Annotated in this window: 17 protein-coding genes and 1 tRNA gene; 10 read left to right on the top strand and 8 right to left on the bottom strand. The window is 65.6% G+C overall.

What is annotated here, in order from left to right:
* Positions 1-85 precede the first annotated feature (85 nt).
* Both ACETMP_RS29780 and ppsA read left to right on the top strand, forming a co-directional pair.
* A complete protein-coding gene (locus ACETMP_RS29780; protein ID WP_375158925.1) occupies positions 86-1,027 on the top strand; it encodes a 1-phosphofructokinase family hexose kinase in 942 nt (313 codons plus the stop codon).
* 109 nt (positions 1,028-1,136) lie between these two features.
* Entirely contained in the window at positions 1,137-3,602 is a 2,466-nt protein-coding gene (gene ppsA, locus ACETMP_RS29775; protein ID WP_375158924.1) for a phosphoenolpyruvate synthase, read from the top strand.
* Positions 3,603-4,457: 855 nt separating this feature from the next.
* Here the strand turns inward: ppsA and ACETMP_RS29770 are convergent.
* From ACETMP_RS29770 to mnmA, 8 genes are all read right to left on the bottom strand, one after another.
* A complete protein-coding gene (locus ACETMP_RS29770) occupies positions 4,458-6,404 on the bottom strand; it encodes a S8 family serine peptidase (RefSeq protein WP_375158923.1) in 1,947 nt (648 codons plus the stop codon).
* A 47-nt stretch (positions 6,405-6,451) separates the two neighbouring features.
* Complete coding sequence (locus tag ACETMP_RS29765) at positions 6,452-6,682, bottom strand: hypothetical protein (protein ID WP_028138273.1); 231 nt, start codon at positions 6,680-6,682, stop codon at positions 6,452-6,454.
* A gap of 62 nt (positions 6,683-6,744) precedes the next feature.
* Positions 6,745-7,914, bottom strand: a complete 1,170-nt coding sequence (locus ACETMP_RS29760) for a hypothetical protein (RefSeq protein WP_375158922.1) — start codon at positions 7,912-7,914, stop codon at positions 6,745-6,747.
* 96 nt (positions 7,915-8,010) lie between these two features.
* Positions 8,011-8,838, bottom strand: a complete 828-nt coding sequence (locus ACETMP_RS29755; protein WP_375158921.1) for a BTAD domain-containing putative transcriptional regulator — start codon at positions 8,836-8,838, stop codon at positions 8,011-8,013.
* Positions 8,839-9,606: 768 nt separating this feature from the next.
* Positions 9,607-9,683, bottom strand: a tRNA-Met gene (locus tag ACETMP_RS29750).
* Positions 9,684-9,954: 271 nt separating this feature from the next.
* Positions 9,955-10,311, bottom strand: a complete 357-nt coding sequence (locus ACETMP_RS29745) for a hypothetical protein (protein ID WP_375158920.1) — start codon at positions 10,309-10,311, stop codon at positions 9,955-9,957.
* Positions 10,312-10,355: 44 nt separating this feature from the next.
* Positions 10,356-10,994 carry a class I SAM-dependent methyltransferase gene (locus ACETMP_RS29740; protein ID WP_375158919.1) on the bottom strand — a complete coding sequence of 213 codons (639 nt, stop codon included), beginning with the start codon at positions 10,992-10,994 and terminating at the stop codon, positions 10,356-10,358.
* A gap of 272 nt (positions 10,995-11,266) precedes the next feature.
* Complete coding sequence (gene mnmA, locus ACETMP_RS29735) at positions 11,267-12,448, bottom strand: tRNA 2-thiouridine(34) synthase MnmA (protein ID WP_375158918.1); 1,182 nt, start codon at positions 12,446-12,448, stop codon at positions 11,267-11,269.
* 346 nt (positions 12,449-12,794) lie between these two features.
* On the opposite strand from mnmA, the gene ACETMP_RS29730 reads away from it, so the two are divergent.
* From ACETMP_RS29730 to ACETMP_RS29695, 8 genes are all read left to right on the top strand, one after another.
* On the top strand, positions 12,795-14,387 hold the full coding sequence (locus ACETMP_RS29730) for a flagellar hook-length control protein FliK (protein ID WP_375158917.1): 1,593 nt from the start codon (positions 12,795-12,797) through the stop codon (positions 14,385-14,387).
* 12 nt (positions 14,388-14,399) lie between these two features.
* Positions 14,400-15,107 (top strand): flagellar hook assembly protein FlgD, encoded by a 708-nt coding sequence (locus ACETMP_RS29725; RefSeq protein ID WP_375158916.1) that lies wholly within the window; start codon positions 14,400-14,402, stop codon positions 15,105-15,107.
* Positions 15,108-15,499: 392 nt separating this feature from the next.
* The gene (locus ACETMP_RS29720) at positions 15,500-15,775 is read left to right on the top strand and encodes a DUF1153 domain-containing protein (protein ID WP_002714638.1); all 276 of its coding nucleotides are present in this window, start codon (positions 15,500-15,502) and stop codon (positions 15,773-15,775) included.
* A 193-nt stretch (positions 15,776-15,968) separates the two neighbouring features.
* Positions 15,969-17,579 carry a flagellar basal-body MS-ring/collar protein FliF gene (gene fliF / locus ACETMP_RS29715; RefSeq protein ID WP_375158915.1) on the top strand — a complete coding sequence of 537 codons (1,611 nt, stop codon included), beginning with the start codon at positions 15,969-15,971 and terminating at the stop codon, positions 17,577-17,579.
* 18 nt (positions 17,580-17,597) lie between these two features.
* The gene (fliG, locus tag ACETMP_RS29710; RefSeq protein WP_375158914.1) at positions 17,598-18,695 is read left to right on the top strand and encodes a flagellar motor switch protein FliG; all 1,098 of its coding nucleotides are present in this window, start codon (positions 17,598-17,600) and stop codon (positions 18,693-18,695) included.
* A complete protein-coding gene (locus ACETMP_RS29705) occupies positions 18,695-19,318 on the top strand; it encodes a FliH/SctL family protein (RefSeq protein ID WP_375158913.1) in 624 nt (207 codons plus the stop codon). The genes fliG and ACETMP_RS29705 overlap by 1 nt, the downstream gene beginning before the upstream one ends.
* A gap of 3 nt (positions 19,319-19,321) precedes the next feature.
* A complete protein-coding gene (gene fliN / locus ACETMP_RS29700; RefSeq protein ID WP_375158912.1) occupies positions 19,322-19,672 on the top strand; it encodes a flagellar motor switch protein FliN in 351 nt (116 codons plus the stop codon).
* 56 nt (positions 19,673-19,728) lie between these two features.
* Positions 19,729-21,114, top strand: coding sequence for a sigma-54 interaction domain-containing protein (locus ACETMP_RS29695; RefSeq protein WP_375158911.1), 1,386 nt, complete (start codon positions 19,729-19,731; stop codon positions 21,112-21,114).
* Positions 21,115-21,424: the final 310 nt, after the last annotated feature.

Here is a 21,424-nt window from a genome sequence, read left to right as displayed (position 1 = left end):
TGCGAAACCAATCGAAGGCAGATGAGCGCTCCAGGGCCATCATTGCGGGACGACATTCTGACTCCAAGCTGATACAGACAAGGTCATGCCGGACATCGCCACCGTCACGATCAATCCCGCGGTCGATGTGTCGACTTCGGTCGAGAAGATCGTTCCCGTCGCGAAGTTGCGCGGCACCGCGCAGCGGCGCGACCCTGGCGGCGGCGGCATCAATGTCGCGCGCGTGATCAAGCGGCTCGGCGGGCGCGGCGTGCGCGCGATCTATCCGGTGGGCGGCGGGACGGGCGATCTGCTGCGCCGCCTGCTCGACGCGGAGAGCGTTGACAGCCAGACCTTCCAGATCGCGGGAGAGACGCGGGAGGATTTCTTTGTCCACGAGCAGTCGACTGCTTTGCAATACCGCTTCATCCTTCCGGGGCCGACACTCATTGATCGCGAATGGTCTGAGTTCCTGCAGCTGGTCGCCTCGCTCGATCCTTTTCCCCGCTTTGTCGTTGCAAGCGGCAGCTTGCCAGGCGGAGTACCCGACGATTTCTATGCCCGCCTGGCGGCGATCACCAAGCGGCGCGGATCCCAGATCATTCTCGACACGTCAGGAGCGGCGCTTGCCGCGGCAGTCGCCGAAGGCGTCGACCTGATCAAGCCGAATTTGCGCGAGATGCGTGAATTGACGGGAACGGAGCCTCAGGACGCCGGTGAATGGGTGGCGGCCGCCCGACGCATCGTCGAGATGCGGCAAGCATCCACCGTCGCGCTGACCATGGGACATCTCGGCGCGGCGCTGGTGACCCGGGACCGCACATGGCAAGCGAAGTCTCTGCCGATCAAGCCGCTGAGCGCCGTCGGGGCCGGTGACAGCTTTCTTGGCGCGCTGGTGCTGAGGCTCGCTTCCGGCACCGATCTGGGCACCGCTTTCCGCTACGCCATGGCAGCAGGCGCCGCCGCCCTGCTCCATCCCGGCACCGAGCTGTGCCGGACCGCGGATGTCGAACGGCTGGCCGAGCAGGTGGTGATCGAAGAAACCTAGCTGACGCCGCCATTGATCTTTCGCAACACCGTACCCCCCGCCTCCCGCCACATTGCCGATGAGGATCGCGTCCCGACCGGTACCCTCGACTGCAATGCGGAGCAAAGAGATGAGCAGCAACCCCTATGTTCGCTGGTTCGAGGATCTCGGCCTGGACGATGTCGGCATGGTCGGCGGCAAGACCGCCTCGCTCGGCGAGCTCTATTCCATGTTGTCGCGGCGCGGCATCTCGGTGCCGAACGGCTTCGCGCTGACGGCTGCCGCCTATCGCGCCGCCCTGCTGCAGCAAGGCGCCTGGGAAGAGTTGCGCAAGCTGCTTGCGGGTCTCGACAAGCGGCATATCGCCGACCTCGCCCGGCGGGGTGCCGCGGCGCGGGACATCGTGTACGCCGCGACGGACCTCGCCGAACTGAGGCAGAAAGTTGCGGAGGCCTATCGGCAGCTCGAGCAGGAATACGGGCCGAACGTTGCGGTGGCGGTCCGCAGCTCGGCCACCGCCGAGGACCTGCCGAACGCGAGCTTCGCCGGACAGCATGACAGCTTTCTCAACGTCCGCGGCGCGCGCGCCCTGTTCGAGGCCTGCCGCCGCTGCTTTGCCTCGATCTTCACGGACCGCGCGATCTCCTATCGCATCGACAACGGCTTCGATCATTTCAAGGTCGCGCTTTCGGTCGCCGTGATGAAGATGGTCCGGTCGGATCTCGCGTCCAGCGGCGTCATCTTCACGCTCGATACGGAATCCGGGTTTCGCGACGTGGTGTTCGTGACCGGCGCCTACGGGTTGGGCGAGAACATCGTGCAGGGCGCCGTCGAGCCGGACGAGTTCTATGTCCATAAGCCGACCTTCAACGCGGGCTTCCGCGCGGTCCTGTCGCGCCGGATCGGGGCCAAGGACAAGAAGATGATCTACGCGCGAGGTCGCACCACCACCCGCAACGTGCCGACGTCGCGCCGCGAGCGCGAGAGTCTTTGCATTTCGGACGACGACGTCCTCAGCCTCGCCGAGAGCGCAATCGTCATCGAGAACCATTACTCGAACAAGGCGGGACATCCGCGACCGATGGACGTCGAATGGGCCAAGGACGGCACCGACGGCAAGCTCTACATCATCCAGGCCCGGCCTGAGACGGTTGCATCGCGCCGCACGCCCGAGGCGTTGGAGAACTATGTGCTCAAGCCGAATGCCGCGGCGGTGCTCGGCGAAGGCCGCGCCGTCGGCGAGAAGATCGCGGCCGGCAAGGTCCGGCTGATTAGAAGGAAGCAGGATCTGCGCGCCTTCAAGCCGGGCGAGGTCCTGGTCGCGCCGGCCACCAGCCCGGACTGGGAACCGGTCATGAAGATCGCCGCCGCGATCGTCACCGAGCATGGCGGCCGGACCTGCCATGCCGCCATCGTCGCCCGCGAACTCGGCGTTCCCGCCGTGGTGGGGATCGAAGGCATCACCAGGAAGGTGAAGACCGGCACCAACGTGACCGTATCCTGTGCCGAGGGCGACATCGGCCATGTCTATGCCGGCCGCCTGCCCTTCGACGTCGAGCGAGTCGCGACCGCGGCGCTGAACAAGCCGCGCACCAGGATCATGGTCAACCTCGGCAATCCGGAGCTCGCCTTCAAGACCGCCATGATGCCGAACGACGGCGTCGGCCTGGCACGCATGGAATTCATCATCAACCAGCACATCGGCATTCACCCCATGGCGCTGGCAAAGCCGAAGCAGGTGAAATCCGCCAAGGACCGGCGATTGATCGAGCAGATCACCCGGCGCTACAGGAAGCCCTCCGACTTCTTCGTCGAGCGTCTGTCGGAGGGCGTGGGTACGATTGCGGCTGCGTTCCATCCGCGTCCGGTCATCGTTCGCCTGTCCGATTTCAAGACCAACGAATATGCCAATCTCCGAGCCGGCGCCGATTTCGAGCCGCGGGAGGAGAACCCGATGCTCGGCTTCCGCGGCGCAGCCCGCTACGCCCACCCCGCCTATGCCGCGGGCTTTGCACTGGAATGCGCCGCATTGCGGCGGGTCCGCAACGACATGGGCCTGACCAACCTGAAGGTCATGATTCCATTCTGCCGGCGCGTCGAGGAAGCCCGCAATGTCATCCAGACCATGGCCCAGCATGGGTTGAAACAGGGCGAGAACGGGCTCGAGATCTACGTGATGTGCGAGATTCCCAACAACGTCATCCTGATCGACCGGTTCGCGGAGCTGTTCGACGGCTTCTCGATCGGCTCGAACGATTTGACCCAGCTCACGCTGGGCGTCGACAGGGATTCCGACATCGTCGCCTTCGACTTCGACGAGCGCGATCCCGGCATGCTGGAAATGCTGAGACTCGCCGTCGACGGCGCCAAGCGCAACCGCCGCCATATCGGCATCTGCGGCGAGGCACCGGCGAACTATCCGGAGATCGCACGGTTTCTGGCCGGGCTTGGGATCGACTCGATCAGCGTCAATCCGTCCAGCATCCTCCGGACCATCGGCGTCGTGTACGAGGCCGAGCAGAATACCGACAAGGCCGAGGACACGAGCCGAAGCGGCCAAGGAAACGTGCTGGATCACGCGGCTCTCACACGCTGATCATGACTGTGAGGGGACTTCAGGATTGGGGCACGATTTCGCAGCCTCGCGACGATTTTCGCCCGAGCTTTGCTGGTTCGCTTCACCCTCTGATCCAAGAGGGCGCAGGGAAGGCCGGGTGCTGACAACGCACCCGCGGTCTGCTGCGCAAAATGCACACGCAGAAGAACCGCACAGCAGCATACAGGTGGTGCCGATCACTCGGCCTTCCCTGCGCGATGGTCGGACGGCTTATGCCGTGCTCTCCCGGGAGCCGAACTTTCCTTCTGGCCTCCCTCGCCGTTCGAATTGGCGATGCCGTCCGCCCGGTCGGGCTCGCGCGCATCTTCGAAAAGCTTGACCGTAGCAACGACGGCCAGGACCACACGGTTTTGCCGTACGCACGGCCCGCCTTGTCGCCGCAGTCTTTCCAGCCCTGTCGACGAAGCCGGAAACTTACAGGCGAGACGAAGCCTAGCAGCGCCGTTCGTCCGCACGAAGCCTCGGGCTCACAGGGATTACCCGCCCTGCCCGCACCTCTCGTGCCGACGCTGCCGCGTCCACCGCAAGCCCGGCTCGCGATCAAGACGACCTCGAGATCGCCCCTCCTGGTTGAGCCGGGATGGGCGACACATACGCCATTTCCGAATTTCGGTAAAGCGGAATATTTTTGCGACGAGGGGTTGACGGGGTGGCGACACAGGACATGCGGTGTCGCCCTGAGCACCAAACGAAGCACACTCGCCATGTCGGCCTCGCTGGTACGAAATCGCACATCCCGAGGTTTCGTGAAGCTGTCGCAATGATCGCTCCGCTCAAGAAAACGCGGGGCACAGCTGGTGCTGTGCCCCGCGTCCAAGGCCACAAGGACGCCCGTTACAGCAATCCGACCTTGTGCATGATCTGCCGGATCTGAGCTGGATCAGGATCCATCATCATGGGGGCGATTCCATTGGCGACCTGTGCCGGACCGCGCGCGACGTGGCTCGCACCGTTCGGCATGGGACCAAGGGACTGTAGCGTCATCGCGGCCGCCGGAACCATGCTCGGCGCTTCGACCGGCCGCAATCCAAGCAGGCGACGCAGCGTTGCCAGCGAGGGATCGGTTCCGGACGCAGCGGCGGCTACCGGCGCGATTCCGGTTTCCAGGCCGAGCGCCCGCATCGCGTTCGGCAGTCCCGCGCCGGCACGATTCGGGTCACCGAATTGCAGCGGCGTTGCGGTTTCCTTCAGGATCTGGAACAGCCGCTCGACCCGGCGTGCATCGCGATTCTGGAAGCTGCCTTTGGTGAAGTCCGGATGGTGCGCCAGCACAAGCGCAGCCAGGCCGGTGACATGCGGCGTTGCCATCGAGGTCCCGTCCCATGCACCGAAACCATCGGCGGGAAGCGATGAGACGATCGCCACACCCGGCGCACAGACGTCGATCTCTGGCCCGAAGCAAGAGAACTTGGCCGGAAAATATCCATCGCGGCTCTGGAAACCGTCGAGGGCTTGCTGCGAATGATAGCTGTCGTCGGGAAACTCGCCCCACTTGCCCAACGCGGCGACCGCCAGGCAATGCGGGGTCGAAGCCGGAAACTGCACCGGCCCCGAGGAATTCCCCGCGGCAATGATGCAGGCCATGCCCCTTTCCTTGGCGCGGACGATTCGTTCCTCGATGATCCGCGAGGGCTCGCCGCCACCGAGGCTCATATTGGCGACGTCGATGCCATGCTCCATGCAATAATCGAGCGCAGAGACGAGATCGCTGAACCGGCCGCCCGGGAATATCCGGCAGACATGGATTTCCGCCGCGGGGGCGAAGCCGCGGATTCCGCCGCCGGAGCCGATGGGTCCGCCGGCGATGATCCCGGCGCAATGCGAGCCGTGGCCGATCGTGTCGACGGTCCACGCCGTCTTGTCATTGCCGACGATGCTGGTGCCTTCCGTAATGCCGCGCAGGTTGCGATGGGTCGGCGCCAGGCCGGAATCGATGACCGCGATCTTGATCCCGGCGCCATCAAAGGACGGCGGCACACGATCGAGGCCCATGGCGCGCTCACCCCAGCCGGTCAATTGCTGGCCGGGGAAGCTCCGCAAGACTGCGCCGAGCGCCCTCACGACGATCCGGTTGACATTGTTGGGAACGAGCTGCGGACGATCGAGCCAGAAGGTCCAATAGTCGATCTTCGGCTTGACCAGGATCGAGCGGATGGTCTCGGGAGTTTCGCCTTGGAGTGTCACCGTGGCGCGGCCGGTGGCGTCGGTGATGGCCTGTGCCGGCCACATGCTGCCGAACACATAGACCTCAGCGCCGGGCAGCGGGCCGTCCTGGCCCAGGACTTCGATCGTCGCAGTGAAGCCGTCGGCCAGCGGCGTCAGCACCCCCGGATTGGGAAGCTGCGGCGTCGTCGGGTCGAGCATGTAGGTCAGCCGCTCGTCACGCTCCACCGCGCAACGCTCTCCCGCCTGGGTTTGCAGCAACCTGGCCTTGTCGGGAGTCATCTTGGCGAGGACCAGCGGACTGAGCGGCGCTTGTCCGAGATCTGCGCTCTGAAATCCGAACAGGCGCGGCGCAGGCACCGTCTTCACCACTTCGATGTCGGGGCTGCTGGTGAGCTGCTGGGTCAGAAAATCGATGCTGAAGGTCGCAAGCCCGGGTTGCTGCTGCGGCGCGATCATGAATTGCGCCGGGCGCGATCCGATCGTTGCGGCCCTCTGCCCGCGTGCCGGTGACGCGCTGTCGCCGTGCTCGGGAAGCGCACCGTTGCCGTTTGCCGCTGCTTCGCTCGCGCCGTGCTCGCCCTGCGCGGAAGGTCCTGATTTTCCTCTCGTGGCCATCTGCGGCCTCCTTGATGTTTTGCGTGTCCAGTGTTTGCCCACCGAAATCAGTCGGCATCGAATGGCTTCAGCGCCGAATCCGGTTCAACCACGAGCGTGGCAAACCTCGATTTCAGGCGATCGGCCTGTGTCTTCGTCATCGAAAGAATGACGACGTCGGGTGCGACCTGCGCGACTCGCTTCACGTCGGGTTCACGCTGCAAGTGGTCGTTGAGCTCACCGGATTGGACCGGGTCTCCCTGCACGATGAATTGCTGCGACGCGTTTGAATCCGCCATCTGGTTTCCATTCTCATTTGTGCGTGGAGGGCGGGCGTTCGCCCGCCCTCTGCGCGTTGGGTCTAGTGCATCGTGCCACCGGGCTGGCCGGCGTTGAAGACGCCGAGCTGGCGACCGATATCGAGGCCGGTCTGGGCACCCTGGCCGATCTTCTTCAGCACGCTCCAGAAGCTCTGCAGCTCAATGTCGGAGACCTGCGCCGCAGCCGGCTGCAGGCCGGGCTGGCCGGCATTGAACACGCCGAGCTGGCGACCGATGTCGAGGCCGGTCTGGGCGCCCTGGCCGATCTTCTTCAGCACGCTCCAGAAGCTCTGCAGCTCCATGTCGGAGACCTGCTCCGGCGCGGACTGAAGGCCGGGCTGGCCGGCGTTGAACACGCCGAGCTGCTTGCCGACATCGAGGCCGGTCTGCACGCCCTTGCCGATCTTCTTCAGCACGCTCCAGAAGCCCTGCAGCTCCATGTCGGAGACCTGCTCCGGCGCGGACTGAAGGCCGGGCTGGCCGGCGTTGAACACGCCGAGCTGCTTGCCGACATCGAGGCCGGTCTGCACGCCCCGCCCGAGCTTCTTCAGCACGCTCCAGAAGCTCTGCAGCTCCATGTCGGAGACCTGCTCCGTCGCGGGTTGAAATCCCGGCTGGCCGGCGTTGAACACGCCGAGCTGGCGACCGATGTCGAGGCCGGTCTGGGCGCCCTTGCCGATCTTCTTCAGCACGCTCCAGAAGCCCTGCAGCTCCATGTCGGAGACCTGCTCCGGCGCGGACTGAAGGCCGGGCTGGCCGGCGTTGAACACGCCGAGCTGGCGACCGATGTCGAGGCCGGTCTGGGCGCCCTTGCCGATCTTCTTCAGCACGCTCCAGAAGCCCTGCAGCTCCATGTCGGAGACCTGCTCCGGCGCGGACTGAAGGCCGGGCTGGCCGGCGTTGAACACGCCGAGCTGCTTGCCGACATCGAGGCCGGTCTGCACGCCCCGCCCGATCTTCTTCAGCACGCTCCAGAAGCTCTGCAGCTCCATGTCGGAGACCTGCACAGAACCTTGCGGCACTTCCGGACCGGCGGAAAACGGCAGGAAACCTCCGCCGATGTTACCTATGGCGCCGCCGATATTCTTTCCCCTTTTGCCGCCGAGCAGGTTGCCGATAACTCGTCCGGCCGCACCGCCGAGGATTGAGCCGAATATCCCCTGCGGGTCCAATTGGCCGTAGTCCTCATATCCTTGCTGTGTTCCAGTCATGATCAAAGTCTCCTGATGAAGTGCCTGACCCGCGAGCGACACGCGTTCCCTAAAGGGAGTCGGGATCACTACGCACGATTGTGCGAGCGGCTAAGGCTACGACCAGGATCGTGATGCAGGCGTCACGCCGAGCGTGAAAGTTGCGTCAAAGTTCTTGGCCCGCTGCAATTTGACCGAGGCAGGTCTCAGGGGCGCAGCGTGGAACATGCGGCGGATGTCGCGCTGCAGCTGTTCGGTCTCCTGCTCCGGCACCGCGCGAACGTCCCGCCACAGCACGGAGCGGCAAAGATCGTACTGACGCAGCGCGTCGGTGCGGCGACCTTGCTGCGCGTAGCAGCGCATCAAGATACGATGGACCTGCTCCTGAAGCGGGTCGATCGCAACAATACGCAGCGCGAGCGCGATCGCTATATCCATGTGCTCGCGCCCGTCGGCGTCCAGCAGGCCCGCAAGCGCCTGCATCGCCTTTGTCCTCAGTCGCTGACGCTCGGCAGACAGCCAGGCTTCGAACTGGCATGAGGTCGAACTGATGCCCTCGAGAAGGTCACCCCGATACAGCATCGCCGCGCGAGCCAATCGTTCGGGATCTCCGTCCGACAGGAGCCGCTCGAATTCCCCGACATCGGTGCTTATGGCGTTCGGGCAGATGCGGATGTCGTCGCGATCGGCCGCGATCACATCGGAATATTGCGGCAACTCACGCCGCAATGTGAGCAGAGCCTGTCGAAGGCTGGCGCGGGCGCGATCGCCGAACTGACCGTCCCACAACAGGGTCGCGAGCTTGCCGCGAGAAATGGCCCGAGGGGAGCTGAGCGCCACATAGCCAAGGAGAGTTGCAGCCTTGCGACTGGGGATCAACACCGCCTCGCCGGAGGCACGCATGACTTCGACACCGCCGAAGAGATTGATCTGGAGCAGCGACATTGTCCTAATCCTTCGGTCATTGTCCTCTGTCCCTCATTCTACTCAGGGGCGAACACTCTTCTTGTGATCATGATCACCAAAGATACGGACAGCGCCGATTGGCCGCACATCGTCGATCAGGCCGAATGCTCTTATGGCCACCATACAATCTAAGTTAGACAAAGCAATGGAACTCGCTTGGTACCGCGTCAGCAATTTGTGAGACCGCAAAGTTCGGATGTGTGAAGTAGCCCATAGGCAGAATGCGAATTGCAGGGCGGCACAATTGCTCGCATTCGATGTATTCGTTGACAACGAAGACGAGACTGCGGAAGACGCTTGCATGATTTGCCACGCCGAATGTTGTGCAATCGTCGTCGCCTCGCTGCGAAGAATGCGTGAATTGTTTAGCGCACCGTTCTCGTCACGGCCTGCGCTCACCGCCATCTGCATGGCAGGCTGATCAAGATCTTCGCCGCGTCGACACCGTCGATCGATCGACGCCGGCATCGCGCGCGAGCGTCGTGCACTTGCCGTGATCGAGCTGAAACGGCAGACACGCGACCGCACACCAAGCCGCACGTCGGAGTCGCGCGCGCGTCAGGTCGCCGATTTCTTCCACAGGCGCGAACACCAACGCCGCGCGCTGGTTTAGCCACACACCGAGTTTGACCAGCCAGACGCGAGCTTTCGACGCGAATTGACAGCGGGAGCTCGGACTATCAATGAGACGCCCCTCGCGCCGAAGCTCAACTGCGAAGTCCGGACATCAAAGGGTTGCGCTAGAATTGGTAGCGGGGGAGGGACTCGAACCCCCGACCCCAGGATTATGATTCCCGTGCTCTAACCAGCTGAGCTACCCCGCCACAGGGATCGCGGCGGCGAATAGGCCGATCTCGCGAACGCGCGGCATATAAGGAAGGGGGCGGCGGGAAGTCAAGCAAAGCGGCCGGCTTTTTCAGCACGCGGCAAGGCTCGTCGAGACAGCCGCCTTTTGCAGATACGGCCTCATTTTCAATGAGTTCGTCGTGGCCGGGCCTGTCCCGCCTGCGCGGCCGAAGCCGCTTCGGCGAGGCGAAGGCCCGGCCGTCCACGACCTCGTCCCCGCCCTGAGAATTTGGGAATGCGGAGCGAGGCCTATTTCGGCCGCACGTTCGGGTCGCCGCCCGGGCTGCCCGGAGGCGGGATGACCGGGGTGTTGCCGCCGGTGTCGGGGGCCGGGGCGTGCATCTCGGGGTCGACGCCGGCGGGCGGGCAGAGCACGCCGTCCGACTTGGCCAATTTGTCGCCAAGCGGTTCCCGGGACTGGCCGGTGGTGGTGCCATCCGAGGAGCGGCCCGGCCGGTCGTGCGGGGCGCAGTTGGCGGCATGTTGCGGGGACGGCGGCGCGGTCGCTTGCGGCGGCGTCGCCGGGGCGGGCGGAGCCTGCGCGATCGCTGGTGCAGAGGCGGCGATCAGGAGGCTGGCCAGGATGATGTTTGATGTCGTGCGCATGGGGAAGGAACGCGCCGGCCTCGGCGCGTGTTCCCGCGGCATGATCACGATTTGCGGTACCGGATCAGCGAAAAGTGCCCCATCGGCGGCATGGGGCGGCGCTCGGCCAATGTGATGCCGCCGTGCCTGGCCGCCCAGCCCTCGAGCCGGGCCCACGGGAATTCCGGGCGCCAGCCGAGGCGGCGGGCGATCGGCGCGAAGGCGAGCTCGAACAATTTGCGCGGACCGCTCTCGGCGCCGATGTGGTTGACCAGGATCAGCTCGCCGCCGGCCTTGAGCACCCGCACGAACTCGTCGAGCGTGCCTTCGGGATCGGGCACGGCGGTGATGACGTATTGCGCCACCACCGCGTCGAAGAAGTTTGACGGGAAGGCGAGGTTCTTCGCATCCATCACCGAGAGCACCTCGACGTTGGAGAGCCGAAGCGTGCGCACGCGCGCCTGCGCCTTGCGCAGCATCGGCTCGGAAATGTCGACGCCGCAGATCTTGGTGGTGCGCGAATAATCGGACAGCGACAGCCCGGTGCCGACGCCGACGTCGAGGACACGGCCGCCGATGCGGTCGGCCTCGGCGATTGTCGACTGCCGGCCGGCGTCGAACACCTTGCCGAACACGAGATCATAGACCGGCGCCCAGCGGCCATAGGCCTTCTCGACCCCGGCCCGCGAGATGTCTGCTGCCATGCCCCTGCCCTTACGCGAAACCCGATCGTGTGATGATTGTTGGTGAAATCAAATCTCGCCCCGAAATTGGTCCAGCGCGCCTCTCCCGCTCTTGTCCGCCGAAGCCTTGGCGAAGACGGATGCGGGAGAGGTCGGCGCGCAGCGCCGGGTGAGGGTTCGTTCCGCTCGCGATATATCGCGTGTTGAGAGAGCCCTCTCCCCGCCCCTCTCCCGCAAGCAGGAAAGGAGGCGCACCGTCGTTGCGGTGACAGGCGGGCTCGATCTCATTGCACTCAGCCGCGCACGGCTTCCGCGAGCGGGCGCGATGTCGCGGCGCCCTGCTTCGCGGCGGCGCTCTGGATGAAGCCGCCGCCCAGCACGCGCGCCTGGCCGCTGGCTGCGTCGTAGAACACACAGGCCTGGCCGGGCGAGACGCCCTCCTCGCCGGCGACGAGCTCGACCTCGTAATGGCCGCCTGCGCCACGCAGCCAGGCCGGCTGCGGGCTCCGGGTCGAGCGCACGCGCACGAACAGTTCGAGACCGCCGCCGATGGCACGGTCGATGTCGCCCTCGCCGATCCAGTTGACGTCGCGAAGTGCGATGCGGTGCATCTTCAGCGCATCGCGCGGGCCGACGACGACGCGGCGGGTCGCGGCCTCCAGCCGCACCACGTACAGCGGTGCGGATGCGGCAATGCCGAGGCCGCGGCGCTGGCCGACGGTGAAATTGGCAATGCCGTTGTGGCGGCCGAGCACGCGTCCATCGAGATCGACGATCTCGCCGGGGTCCATCGCGTTCGGCCGCAGGCGCGTGATGATGTCGGTGTAGCGCCCGGTCGGCACGAAGCAGATATCCTGGCTGTCGTGCTTGTCGGCGACGGACAGGCCGAAGCGGCGCGCGAGCTCGCGCGTCTCCGGCTTGGTCATGTCGCCGAGCGGGAAGCGCAGGAAGTCGAGCTGTGACTGCGTCGTCGCGAACAGGAAGTAGCTCTGGTCGCGGTCGGGGTCGGCCGCGCAGACCAGCGCGCGCGAGCCGTCCTGGCGGCGGCGCGAGGCGACGTAATGGCCGGTGGCGAGCGCCTGCGCCCCGAGCTCGCGCGCGGTCTTCAGGAGATCGCGGAACTTGACGCTGCGGTTGCACTCGATGCACGGCACCGGCGTCTCGCCGAGCGCGTAGCTATCGGCGAAATTGTCGATGACGGATTCGCGGAAGCGGTCCTCGTAATCGAGCACGTAATGGGGAATGCCGAGCTTGGCGGCGACGTCGCGGGCGTCGTGGATGTCCTGGCCGGCGCAGCAGGCGCCCTTGCGGTGGGTTGCCGCGCCATGGTCGTAGAGCTGCAGCGTGATGCCGACGACGTCGTAGCCTTCCGCCTTCAGAAGCGCAGCCGTCGTCGAGGAATCGACGCCGCCTGACATGGCGACGACGACCCTGGTGTCCTCGGGACGGCCTTCGAGATCCAGACTGTTGAGCATGGGCCTTTAAGGGTTGTGACGGCAGCGCGCGGCGATCCGCGATTTCTTGCTTCTCGCGGGACATCGGCGATCCCCGGGAACTCGAGTTCCCGAAAGGCACGATTGCCCGGTCGAAAGCGGCTGAGAGTAACCTCTTTAATATAGGCGGCATTCCGGTGAAGCAATCACGCGGGCGGCCGGCTTAGGGCAATTCTTGCCGGGGAGGCAGAAATGGCGGGGCTGCGGCGGGTCAGGCAGCCGCGCCCGAAAATAGTTAAGATATTGATTTTATTATATAAATGCACACGCGGCGGCGCTGGCCCGCTCCTTGCTCCCCTGATGCCGAAGATGTTCCAAGGGGTTGCCTGTGGTCGGTCGTACGTCGGATGTCGCGGCAAGCGTGCAAGTTTCGAGCGCGCAGCAAAAGCCTGCCCGGTCGCAGAACGCCAAGGAGGCGTCCGCGAGCGACTCCTTCGGCTCACTGGTCGACAGCAACACCCAGGCGATCAACGCCAACACGGCCGCGCAGGCTGAGGACAGCGCACCGCGGCGAAGCGAGTCGTCCTCCGCGGACAAGGGCCCGCGCGAGCCCTCATCGACGGATCATCCCTCGCGAACCAAGGCGACCGACGACACCGATGCGTCGGCGCCCACCAAAGCCGACGAGACGAGCGATACCACCACCGATTCCACCAAGGACGCCGGCAAGGTCAAGGACAAGTCCGAGACCTCCGACGCCAAATCGGCCGATACCTCCGAGGAGACCAAGGGCGACAAGACCGAGGCCGCCGATGGGCTCGCGGCCGCCGTCGATGCCGCGCCGGCCGATGCGGCGCAGGCGGTCCTGCCGGATCCGAACGCCATCGCAGTCACCGCGCCGGTGGTCCCAGCCGATCCGAACGCGGCGGCGAACCAGGCTGCCACCTCCTCGCCGCTGACGATCGCCGCCGCCGGCCTTGCCGCCAGCGCCTCGATCGCGGCGCAGATCGCGGGCACCACGACCGACACCGCAACGCCCGGCGACAAGAGCGCCAAGACCGCCGGCGCCAAGGTCGATGCCGACACCTCGGCGACGCTGGCCGATGCCGCGACCGGCGCCACCGGCGAGGTTACGGCCGAGGCCAAGCCGAATGGCGGACTGATCCCCGTCCATCAGGGCACGCCGAAGGCCTCGTTCGAGGCCGTCGTCACCGCGCAAGGACAGTCCGACGTCTCCAATATCGGCCAGGGCGCCGGCAACGCCGCCCCGACGCAGGCAACGGGCCCGACGGCCGCCAACGCCGCGCATCCGCAAGACCCGAAGCCGCAGGCAGACGGCGCCGCGACCGAGGCCAAGCCCGGCGCCGCGGACCGGCCGGCCGACGCGATCCCGGCCGCGCCGGCCGCCCAGGCCCATGCCAATGCGCACGCCGCCTTCAACACCGCCGATGCGAGCGCGCAAGCCGCCTCCGCCGTGCAGGCGCCGCTGACCAACACGACCTCGACCGCGTCCGCATCGACCGCGACGCTGACCGCGACCGCGGCCAGCGCGACGGCGGTGCCGATCAACGGCGTGCCGGTCGAGATCGCGGCCGCGATCCGCTCCGGCAAGTCCCGGTTCGACATCAGCCTCGATCCGGCCGAGCTCGGCCGCATCGACGTGCGCATCAATGTCGATCGCGCCGGCAACGTCACCTCGCATCTCACGGTGGAGAAGCCGGAGACGCTGCAGATGCTGCGCCAGGACGCGCCGCAATTGCAGCGCGCGCTCGACGATGCCGGCCTCAAGACCGGCAGCAACGGGCTGTCCTTCAGCCTGCGCGACCAGAATTCGTCGGGCCAGAACTCCGGCCAGAACAACGACAATGGCGGCAATGCCCGCCGGCTGATCATCAGCGAGGACGACACCGCCGCCGCGCCCGTCGGCCGTAGCTATGGCCGCATGTATGGGCCGAGCAGCGGCGTCGATATCAGAGTGTAAGGAGTATTCGACATGACCACCACGACTGGCGCCACGGCCCCCACCGTCGTCTCCGGGACGACCGAGCTGCCGAAATCCTCCTCGTCGAACACCCTGAGCTCGACCACGGGATCGACGCTCGCCGGCAACTTCCAGACCTTCCTGACGCTGCTGACCACGCAGCTGCAGAACCAGAACCCGCTGGATCCGCTCGACACCAACCAGTTCACCCAGCAGCTGGTGCAGTTCGCCGGCGTCGAGCAGCAGCTCAAGACCAACGATGCGCTGGCCCAGCTCGTCACCCTGCAGCAGACCACGCAGGCGACCCAGGCGCTGGGCTTCGTCGGCAAGACCGCCCTGGTCGACGGCACCACCGCGAGCATGACGAATTCGACGGCCACCTGGCATCTCAACGTGCCGACCGACTCCACCGTCGAGATATCCATCGCCAATTCGAGCGGTCAGACCGTGTTCAACGGCAAGTACACCGCGGCCGCCGGCAACGACATCCCGTTCACCTGGAACGGCATGGGCAATGACGGCACCCAATGGCCCGACGGCAAGTACACGATCTCCGCCACGGGCAAGGACGTGGCGAACAACAACGTCGGCATCGCCGCGCAGGTGCAGGGCGTGGTGTCGTCCGTCGACCTGACCCAGTCGCCGCCGCTGCTCACCATCGACGGCGCCAGCTATACGCTCAGCCAGGTCAAGAGCATCATCGCGACTGGCAGCAATTAAGGAGGGCGCGCCGCTGCTACATACTCGGCGTCATCCCCGCGAACGCGGGGATCCATAACCACAGGAAGCAATTTGGCCAAGGCTCGTAGTTAGGAAGTCATTCTCGGTACTGCGACCCACGTCTCATCGAGGAATCACGCGGTATGGGTCCCCTGCGTTCGCAGGGACGACCTTGGGGGTCTTGCGGCGACGCGCTCGGGCTCCATTCGTTAGTAAAGTATTAACAAGACCCCCTCGACCGGCCCGGATGCCACCGTCCCGCCGGCCGACACGGCGTCGTTTCAGCATTTTCAACGAGAATTGTATTGAAGCCTTAGGCTTAGCGGATTTTTAAGCCGCCGGGCGTAGGGTTACGGATGTGAGTTCAGTGGTTGAGAGTTTGTGAGTACGCCATGACAGAACCCCATCGCCCGAGGGTAAAATACGTCATCGGGCCGGACGGCAGTCCGTTGACGATCGCGGATCTGCCTGCACCCGGCACCAAACGCTGGGTCATCCGCCGCAAGGCCGAAGTCGTCGCCGCTGTCCGTGGTGGACTTCTCTCGCTCGAGGAGGCCTGCAGCCGTTATACCCTGACGGTCGACGAATTCCTCTCCTGGCAGTTTTCCATCGACCAGCATGGTCTGGCGGGTCTGCGCACCACCCGTATCCAGCAATATCGCCAGTAGGCGATCCCGGAAATCTGCGGCTTTTGACGAAAATCGGCCTCGCAAAGCGAGGCCGATTTTTTTCATATCGCACTTTGGCGCGACTTTTGTCCGACCTCTTAACCTTCGTTAACCATATCGAAACCATCCCCTAGGCAATAATTGCCCAGTCGGCCTTTCCGGTGAAAGCGGCCGAATCTGTTGGGGCGGTTGCTTGCAAGGTCTTGCGGACTTTCTGAAGAGTATCGGCGCCGCCCGATTCGGGGCGATGATCGCGGTCACCGCCGCGCTCATCGGCTTCTTCGCGTTCGTCATCATGCGCGTCACCACGCCGCAGATGACGACGCTGTTCACCGACCTCAGCGTCGAGGATTCCTCCGGCATCATCAAGGACCTGGAACGCCAGGGCATCCAGTTCGAGATCCGCAACGAGGGCTCCATCATCATGGTGCCCAAGGACAAGGTCACGCGTCTCAGGATGAAGCTCGCCGAGGGCGGCCTGCCCAAGGGCGGCGGCGTCGGCTACGAGGTGTTCGACAAGTCCGACGCGCTCGGCACCACCTCTTTCGTCCAGAACATCAATCACCTTCGCGCGCTGGAAGGCGAGCTCGCCCGCACCATCCGCGCCATCGACCGCATCCAGGCCGCCCGCGTCCACCTGGTGCTGCCGGAGCGCCCGCTGTTCGCGCGCGAGGCGCCGGAGCCGTCGGCCTCGATCGTGGTGCGCGTCCGCGGCTCGCTGGAAGCCCAGCAGATCCGCGCCATCCGCCACCTCGTCGCCTCCGCCGTCAACGGCCTGAAGCCACAGCGGGTCTCGATCGTCGACGAGGCCGGCCAGCTGCTCGCCGACGGCGCGGCGGCCGATCCGGAGCAGGCGGTCGGCGACGAGCGCCGCATCTCGTTCGAGAAGCGGATGCGCAAGCAGGTCGAGGACATCGTCTCCTCCGTGGTCGGCTCCGGCCGCGCCCGCGTGCAGCTCTCCGCCGATTTCGACTTCAACAAGGTCACGCAGACCTCGGACAAGTACGATCCCGAAGGCCGGGTGCTGCGCTCCAGCCAGACCCGCGAAGAACAGAGCATGACCGCCGACAACAACGGCCAGGTCACCGTCAACAACGAGCTGCCCGGCAACCAGCAGAACAGCGGCCCGACGGCCAAGGACCAGAGCAAGAAGACCGAGGAGACCAACAATTACGAGATCTCCCGCACCACCAAGACCGAGGTGACCGAGGCCGGCCGGGTCAATCGCATCTCGGTCGCGGTGCTGGTCGACGGCATCTATTCCAAGAACGACAAGGGCGAGCTGGCCTATCAGGACCGCAGCAAGGAGCAGCTCGACCGCATCGCCACGCTGGTGCGCTCGGCTATCGGCTTCGACCAGAAGCGCGGCGACCAGGTCGAAGTCGTCAATCTGCGCTTTGCCGATGCGCCCTCCACCGCTCCCATCGGCGAGCCCGGCGGCCTTCTCGGCATGCTGCAGTTCACCAAGGACGACGTCATGTACTTCGTCGAGCTCGGCGTGATGATGCTGCTCGGCCTGATCGTGCTGTTCCTGGTGATCCGCCCGCTGGTCAAGCGCATTCTCGCCTCCGACGACGTCGCCGCCGCCATCTCCGGCGTCCTCAGCGGTCCGGCGGCTTCCGAGGAATCCGCGCCGTCCGCCCAGCCGCTGCTGCCGAGCGGCGCCGCCAGCGCGATCGACGTCGCCACCATCCAGGGCCAGGTCCACGCCCAGTCCGTCCACCGCGTCGGCGAGCTCGCCGAGCGCAACCCCAACGAAACCGTCGCCATCGTCCGCCAATGGCTGAGCGAATCCGCAAAATAGCACGAGAAATGATCTGACATGGCCGCCGCACTGCAAAACGCCAACAGCAACGACATCACCAGCGTGATCTCCACGCTGGGTCAGCGCGCCAACACCCGGGCCAAGGACGGCAAGCCGGCCGAACCATTGTCCGGGCCGAAGCGCGCCGCGATCCTGATGCTCGCGCTCGGCGAGCAATATGGCGGCAAGATCTGGAGCCTGCTCGACGACGACGAGGTGCGCCAGCTCTCGCTGGAAATGTCGACGCTCGGCACCGTCGAGGTCGACACCGTCGAGGACATGCTGCTCGAATTCGTCTCGCGCATGTCGGCCTCGGGCGCGCTGATGGGCAATTTCGACGCCACCGAGCGCCTGCTGCAGCAATACCTGCCGCCGGAGCGCGTCAACGGCATCATGGACGAGATCCGCGGCCCCGCCGGGCGCAACATGTGGGAGAAGCTCTCCAACGTGCAGGAAGAGGTTCTCGCCAACTACCTCAAGAACGAATATCCGCAGACCATCGCGGTGGTGCTGTCGAAGCTGAAGCCGGAGCATGCCGCGCGCGTGCTCGGCATCTTCCCCGAGGACCTCGCGCTCGACGTCGTCAACCGCATGCTGAAGATGGAGGCGGTTCAGAAGGAGGTGATCGAGAGCGTCGAGAAGACGCTGCGCACCGAATTCATGTCCAACCTGTCCCAGACCCGCCGCCGCGACGCCCACGAGGTGATGGCTGAAATCTTCAACAATTTCGACCGCCAGACCGAAACCCGCTTCATCACCTCGCTGGAGGAGGACAACCGGGAATCCGCCGAGCGCATCAAGGCGCTGATGTTCACCTTCGACGACCTCGTCAAGCTCGATTCCGGATCGGCCCAGACCCTGATGCGCAACGTCGACAAGGACAAGCTCGGCGTCGCGCTCAAGAGCGCCAACGAGGACGTCCGCAACTTCTTCTTCGGCAACATGTCCTCGCGCGCGGCCAAGATGCTCCAGGACGACATGGCGGCGATGGGCCCGGTCCGCCTGCGCGACGTCGACGAGGCCCAGGCGCTGCTGGTCAACCTCGCCAAGGACCTCGCCGCCAAGGGCGAGATCATGCTGACCAAGAACCGCGCCGACGACGAACTGGTGTATTGATGGCCGCTCCGGCGAAATTCCTGTTCGACACCGACTTCGCGGCGCCCGAGCGCGCGACGCGCGAGAAGGCTGCGACCGCGGCCGAAATCGCCCAGAAGGTCGCGGAAGCCGAGGCGCGCGCCTATCAGGACGGCTTTGCCGCCGGCCAGCGCGAAGCCAAGGCCGAGAGCGACCGCCGCGTCGCGCTCGCCATGGAGGAGATCAACATCGGCGTCCGCGGCATCGCCGCCGGTATCGGCAACATCGAAACCAAGATGGAGACCGAGGCGGTCGACGTCGCGGTGGCGGTCGCGCGCAAGCTCTGCGCCGACCTCGTCGCCGCCGAGCCGCTCGGCGAGATCGTGGCGCTGGTCAAGGACTGCTTCTCGCATCTGGTCGCGACGCCGCATCTCGTCGTCCGCATCAACGATGCGCTCTACGACGCCGCCCGCGAGAAGATCGAGCGGCTCGCCAAGCAGAGCGGCTTCGAGGGCCGGCTGGTGATCCTGGCCGAGCCGGAGATTGCCACCGGCGACTGCCGGATCGAATGGGCCGATGGCGGCGTCGTGCTGGAGCGCGGCGCCATCGCGGCCAAGATCGACGAAATGGTTGGACGCTATGTCGCGTCCCGCAGGGGGAGTTAACCCATGAGCGACACCGACGGACAGGTCCCGCTGCCCGATCTCAACGGCCCGATGCCGCCCACCGGCACGGACATCGGCTACAACGAGGACGAATATGCAGCGCGCGCCGCCGCCGACCTCGAAGCCGTGTTCGACGTGCCGGTACAGGTCTCGGCTGTGCTCGGCCGCTCCAAGATGGACGTCAGCGAGCTGTTGAAGCTCGGGCCCGGCACCGTGCTCGAGCTCGACCGCCGCGTCGGCGAAGCCATCGACATCTACGTCAACAACAAGCTGGTCGCCCGCGGCGAAGTCGTCCTGGTCGAGGACAAGCTCGGCGTCACCATGACGGAAATCATCAAGGCCGAACGCGGCTGACACGACACGCAAGGACATGACGCGCAGCAGCGCGACCAGACGGACAGGAGACTGACATGCGGCTTCTCATCGTTGGCACATTGAAGGGCCAGCTCACAACCGCCACCAAGATCGCGATGGAGAACGGCGCCACCGTGACCCATGCCGAGGATCACGAGCAGGCGATGCGGGTGCTGCGCGGCGGCAAGGGCGCCGATCTCCTGCTGGTCGACGTCGCCCTCGACATCCGCGACCTCGTGCTGCGGCTCGAAGCCGAGCACATCCACGCTCCGATCGTCGCCTGCGGCATCACCAACGACGCCCGCGCCGCGGTCGCGGCGATCCATGCCGGCGCCAAGGAATACATCCCGCTGCCGCCCGATCCCGAGCTGATCGCCGCGGTGCTGGCCGCCGTCGCCAACGATTCCCGCGAGCTGGTCTATCGCGACGAGGCGATGGCGAAGGTGATCAAGCTGGCGCAGCAGATCGCGGGCTCCGACGCCTCGGTGATGATCACCGGCGAGTCCGGCACCGGCAAGGAAGTGCTGGCGCGCTACGTCCACACCCGCTCGGCGCGCGCCAAGCGTCCCTTCATCTCGATCAACTGCGCGGCTATCCCCGAGCATCTCCTGGAATCCGAGCTGTTCGGCCACGAAAAGGGCGCCTTCACCGGCGCGATCGCGCGCCGCATCGGCAAGTTCGAGGAGGCCACCGGCGGCACGCTGCTGCTCGACGAAATCTCGGAGATGGACGTCCGCCTGCAATCCAAGCTGCTGCGCGCCATCCAGGAGCGCGTGATCGACCGCGTCGGCGGCACCAAGCCCGTACCGGTCGACATCCGCATCATCGCGACCTCGAACCGCAACCTTGCGGAAGCGGTGCGCGAGGGCACGTTCCGCGAGGACCTGCTGTTCCGCCTCAACGTCGTCAACCTGAAGATCCCGCCGCTGCGCGAGCGCCCCGCCGACATTCTGGAGCTCGCCCAGCATTTCGTGAAGAAATACGCCGAAGCCAACGGCGTGCCGGTACGCCCGATCTCGGCGGAAGCGCGCCGCGTGCTCTCGGCCAACCGTTGGCAGGGCAACGTCCGCGAGCTCGAAAACACCATGCACCGCGCGGTGCTGATGGCGCAGGGCGACGAGATCGGTGCCGACGCCATCATCACGCCCGACGGCGACCGCCTCGACCTCGCCAAGACGCCCCCCGCCGTGGCCCACGCCACCATGGCCGCCGAGCAGGTGACGCGCGCGCTGGTGGGACGCACCGTGGCCGATGTCGAGCGCGACCTGATCCTGGAGACGCTGAAGCACTGCCTCGGCAACCGGACCCATGCCGCCAACATCCTCGGCATCTCGATCCGCACGCTGCGCAACAAGCTCAACGAATATTCCGACGGCGGCATTCCGATCCCGCCGGCGGGTACCCCCGGCGAATATCCGCGGATGCCGGCGATGGGGGCGTGAGCGGCGCCTTCGAAGATTGAGAGATGCGAAATGCCCGGGCTGGTCCCGGGCATTTTCTTGCGGCGGCAATGCAGAATTGGCGCGACGTCCAAGGTGTCGTCCCTGCGAACGGGGGGACCCATACCGCGGAATCTGTCGATGGCGGCCGGTAGCAGTGCCAAGCGACCAGTCTTCGCCAAAGTCCTCCCCGGGGTTATGGGTCCCCGCGTTCGCGGGGACGACGGCGGTGGACATGGCCGCACCGCATTCCGCGACTAGGTGGCGGCGGCGTCAGGCTCTATAAACCCGCCTGATAAACCACGCGAGGGAC

The organism is Bradyrhizobium dasycarpum (genome assembly GCF_042019905.1).
Lineage (GTDB): Bacteria > Pseudomonadota > Alphaproteobacteria > Rhizobiales > Xanthobacteraceae > Bradyrhizobium > Bradyrhizobium japonicum_B.
This window is presented reverse-complemented; position numbering and strand designations above follow the sequence as displayed.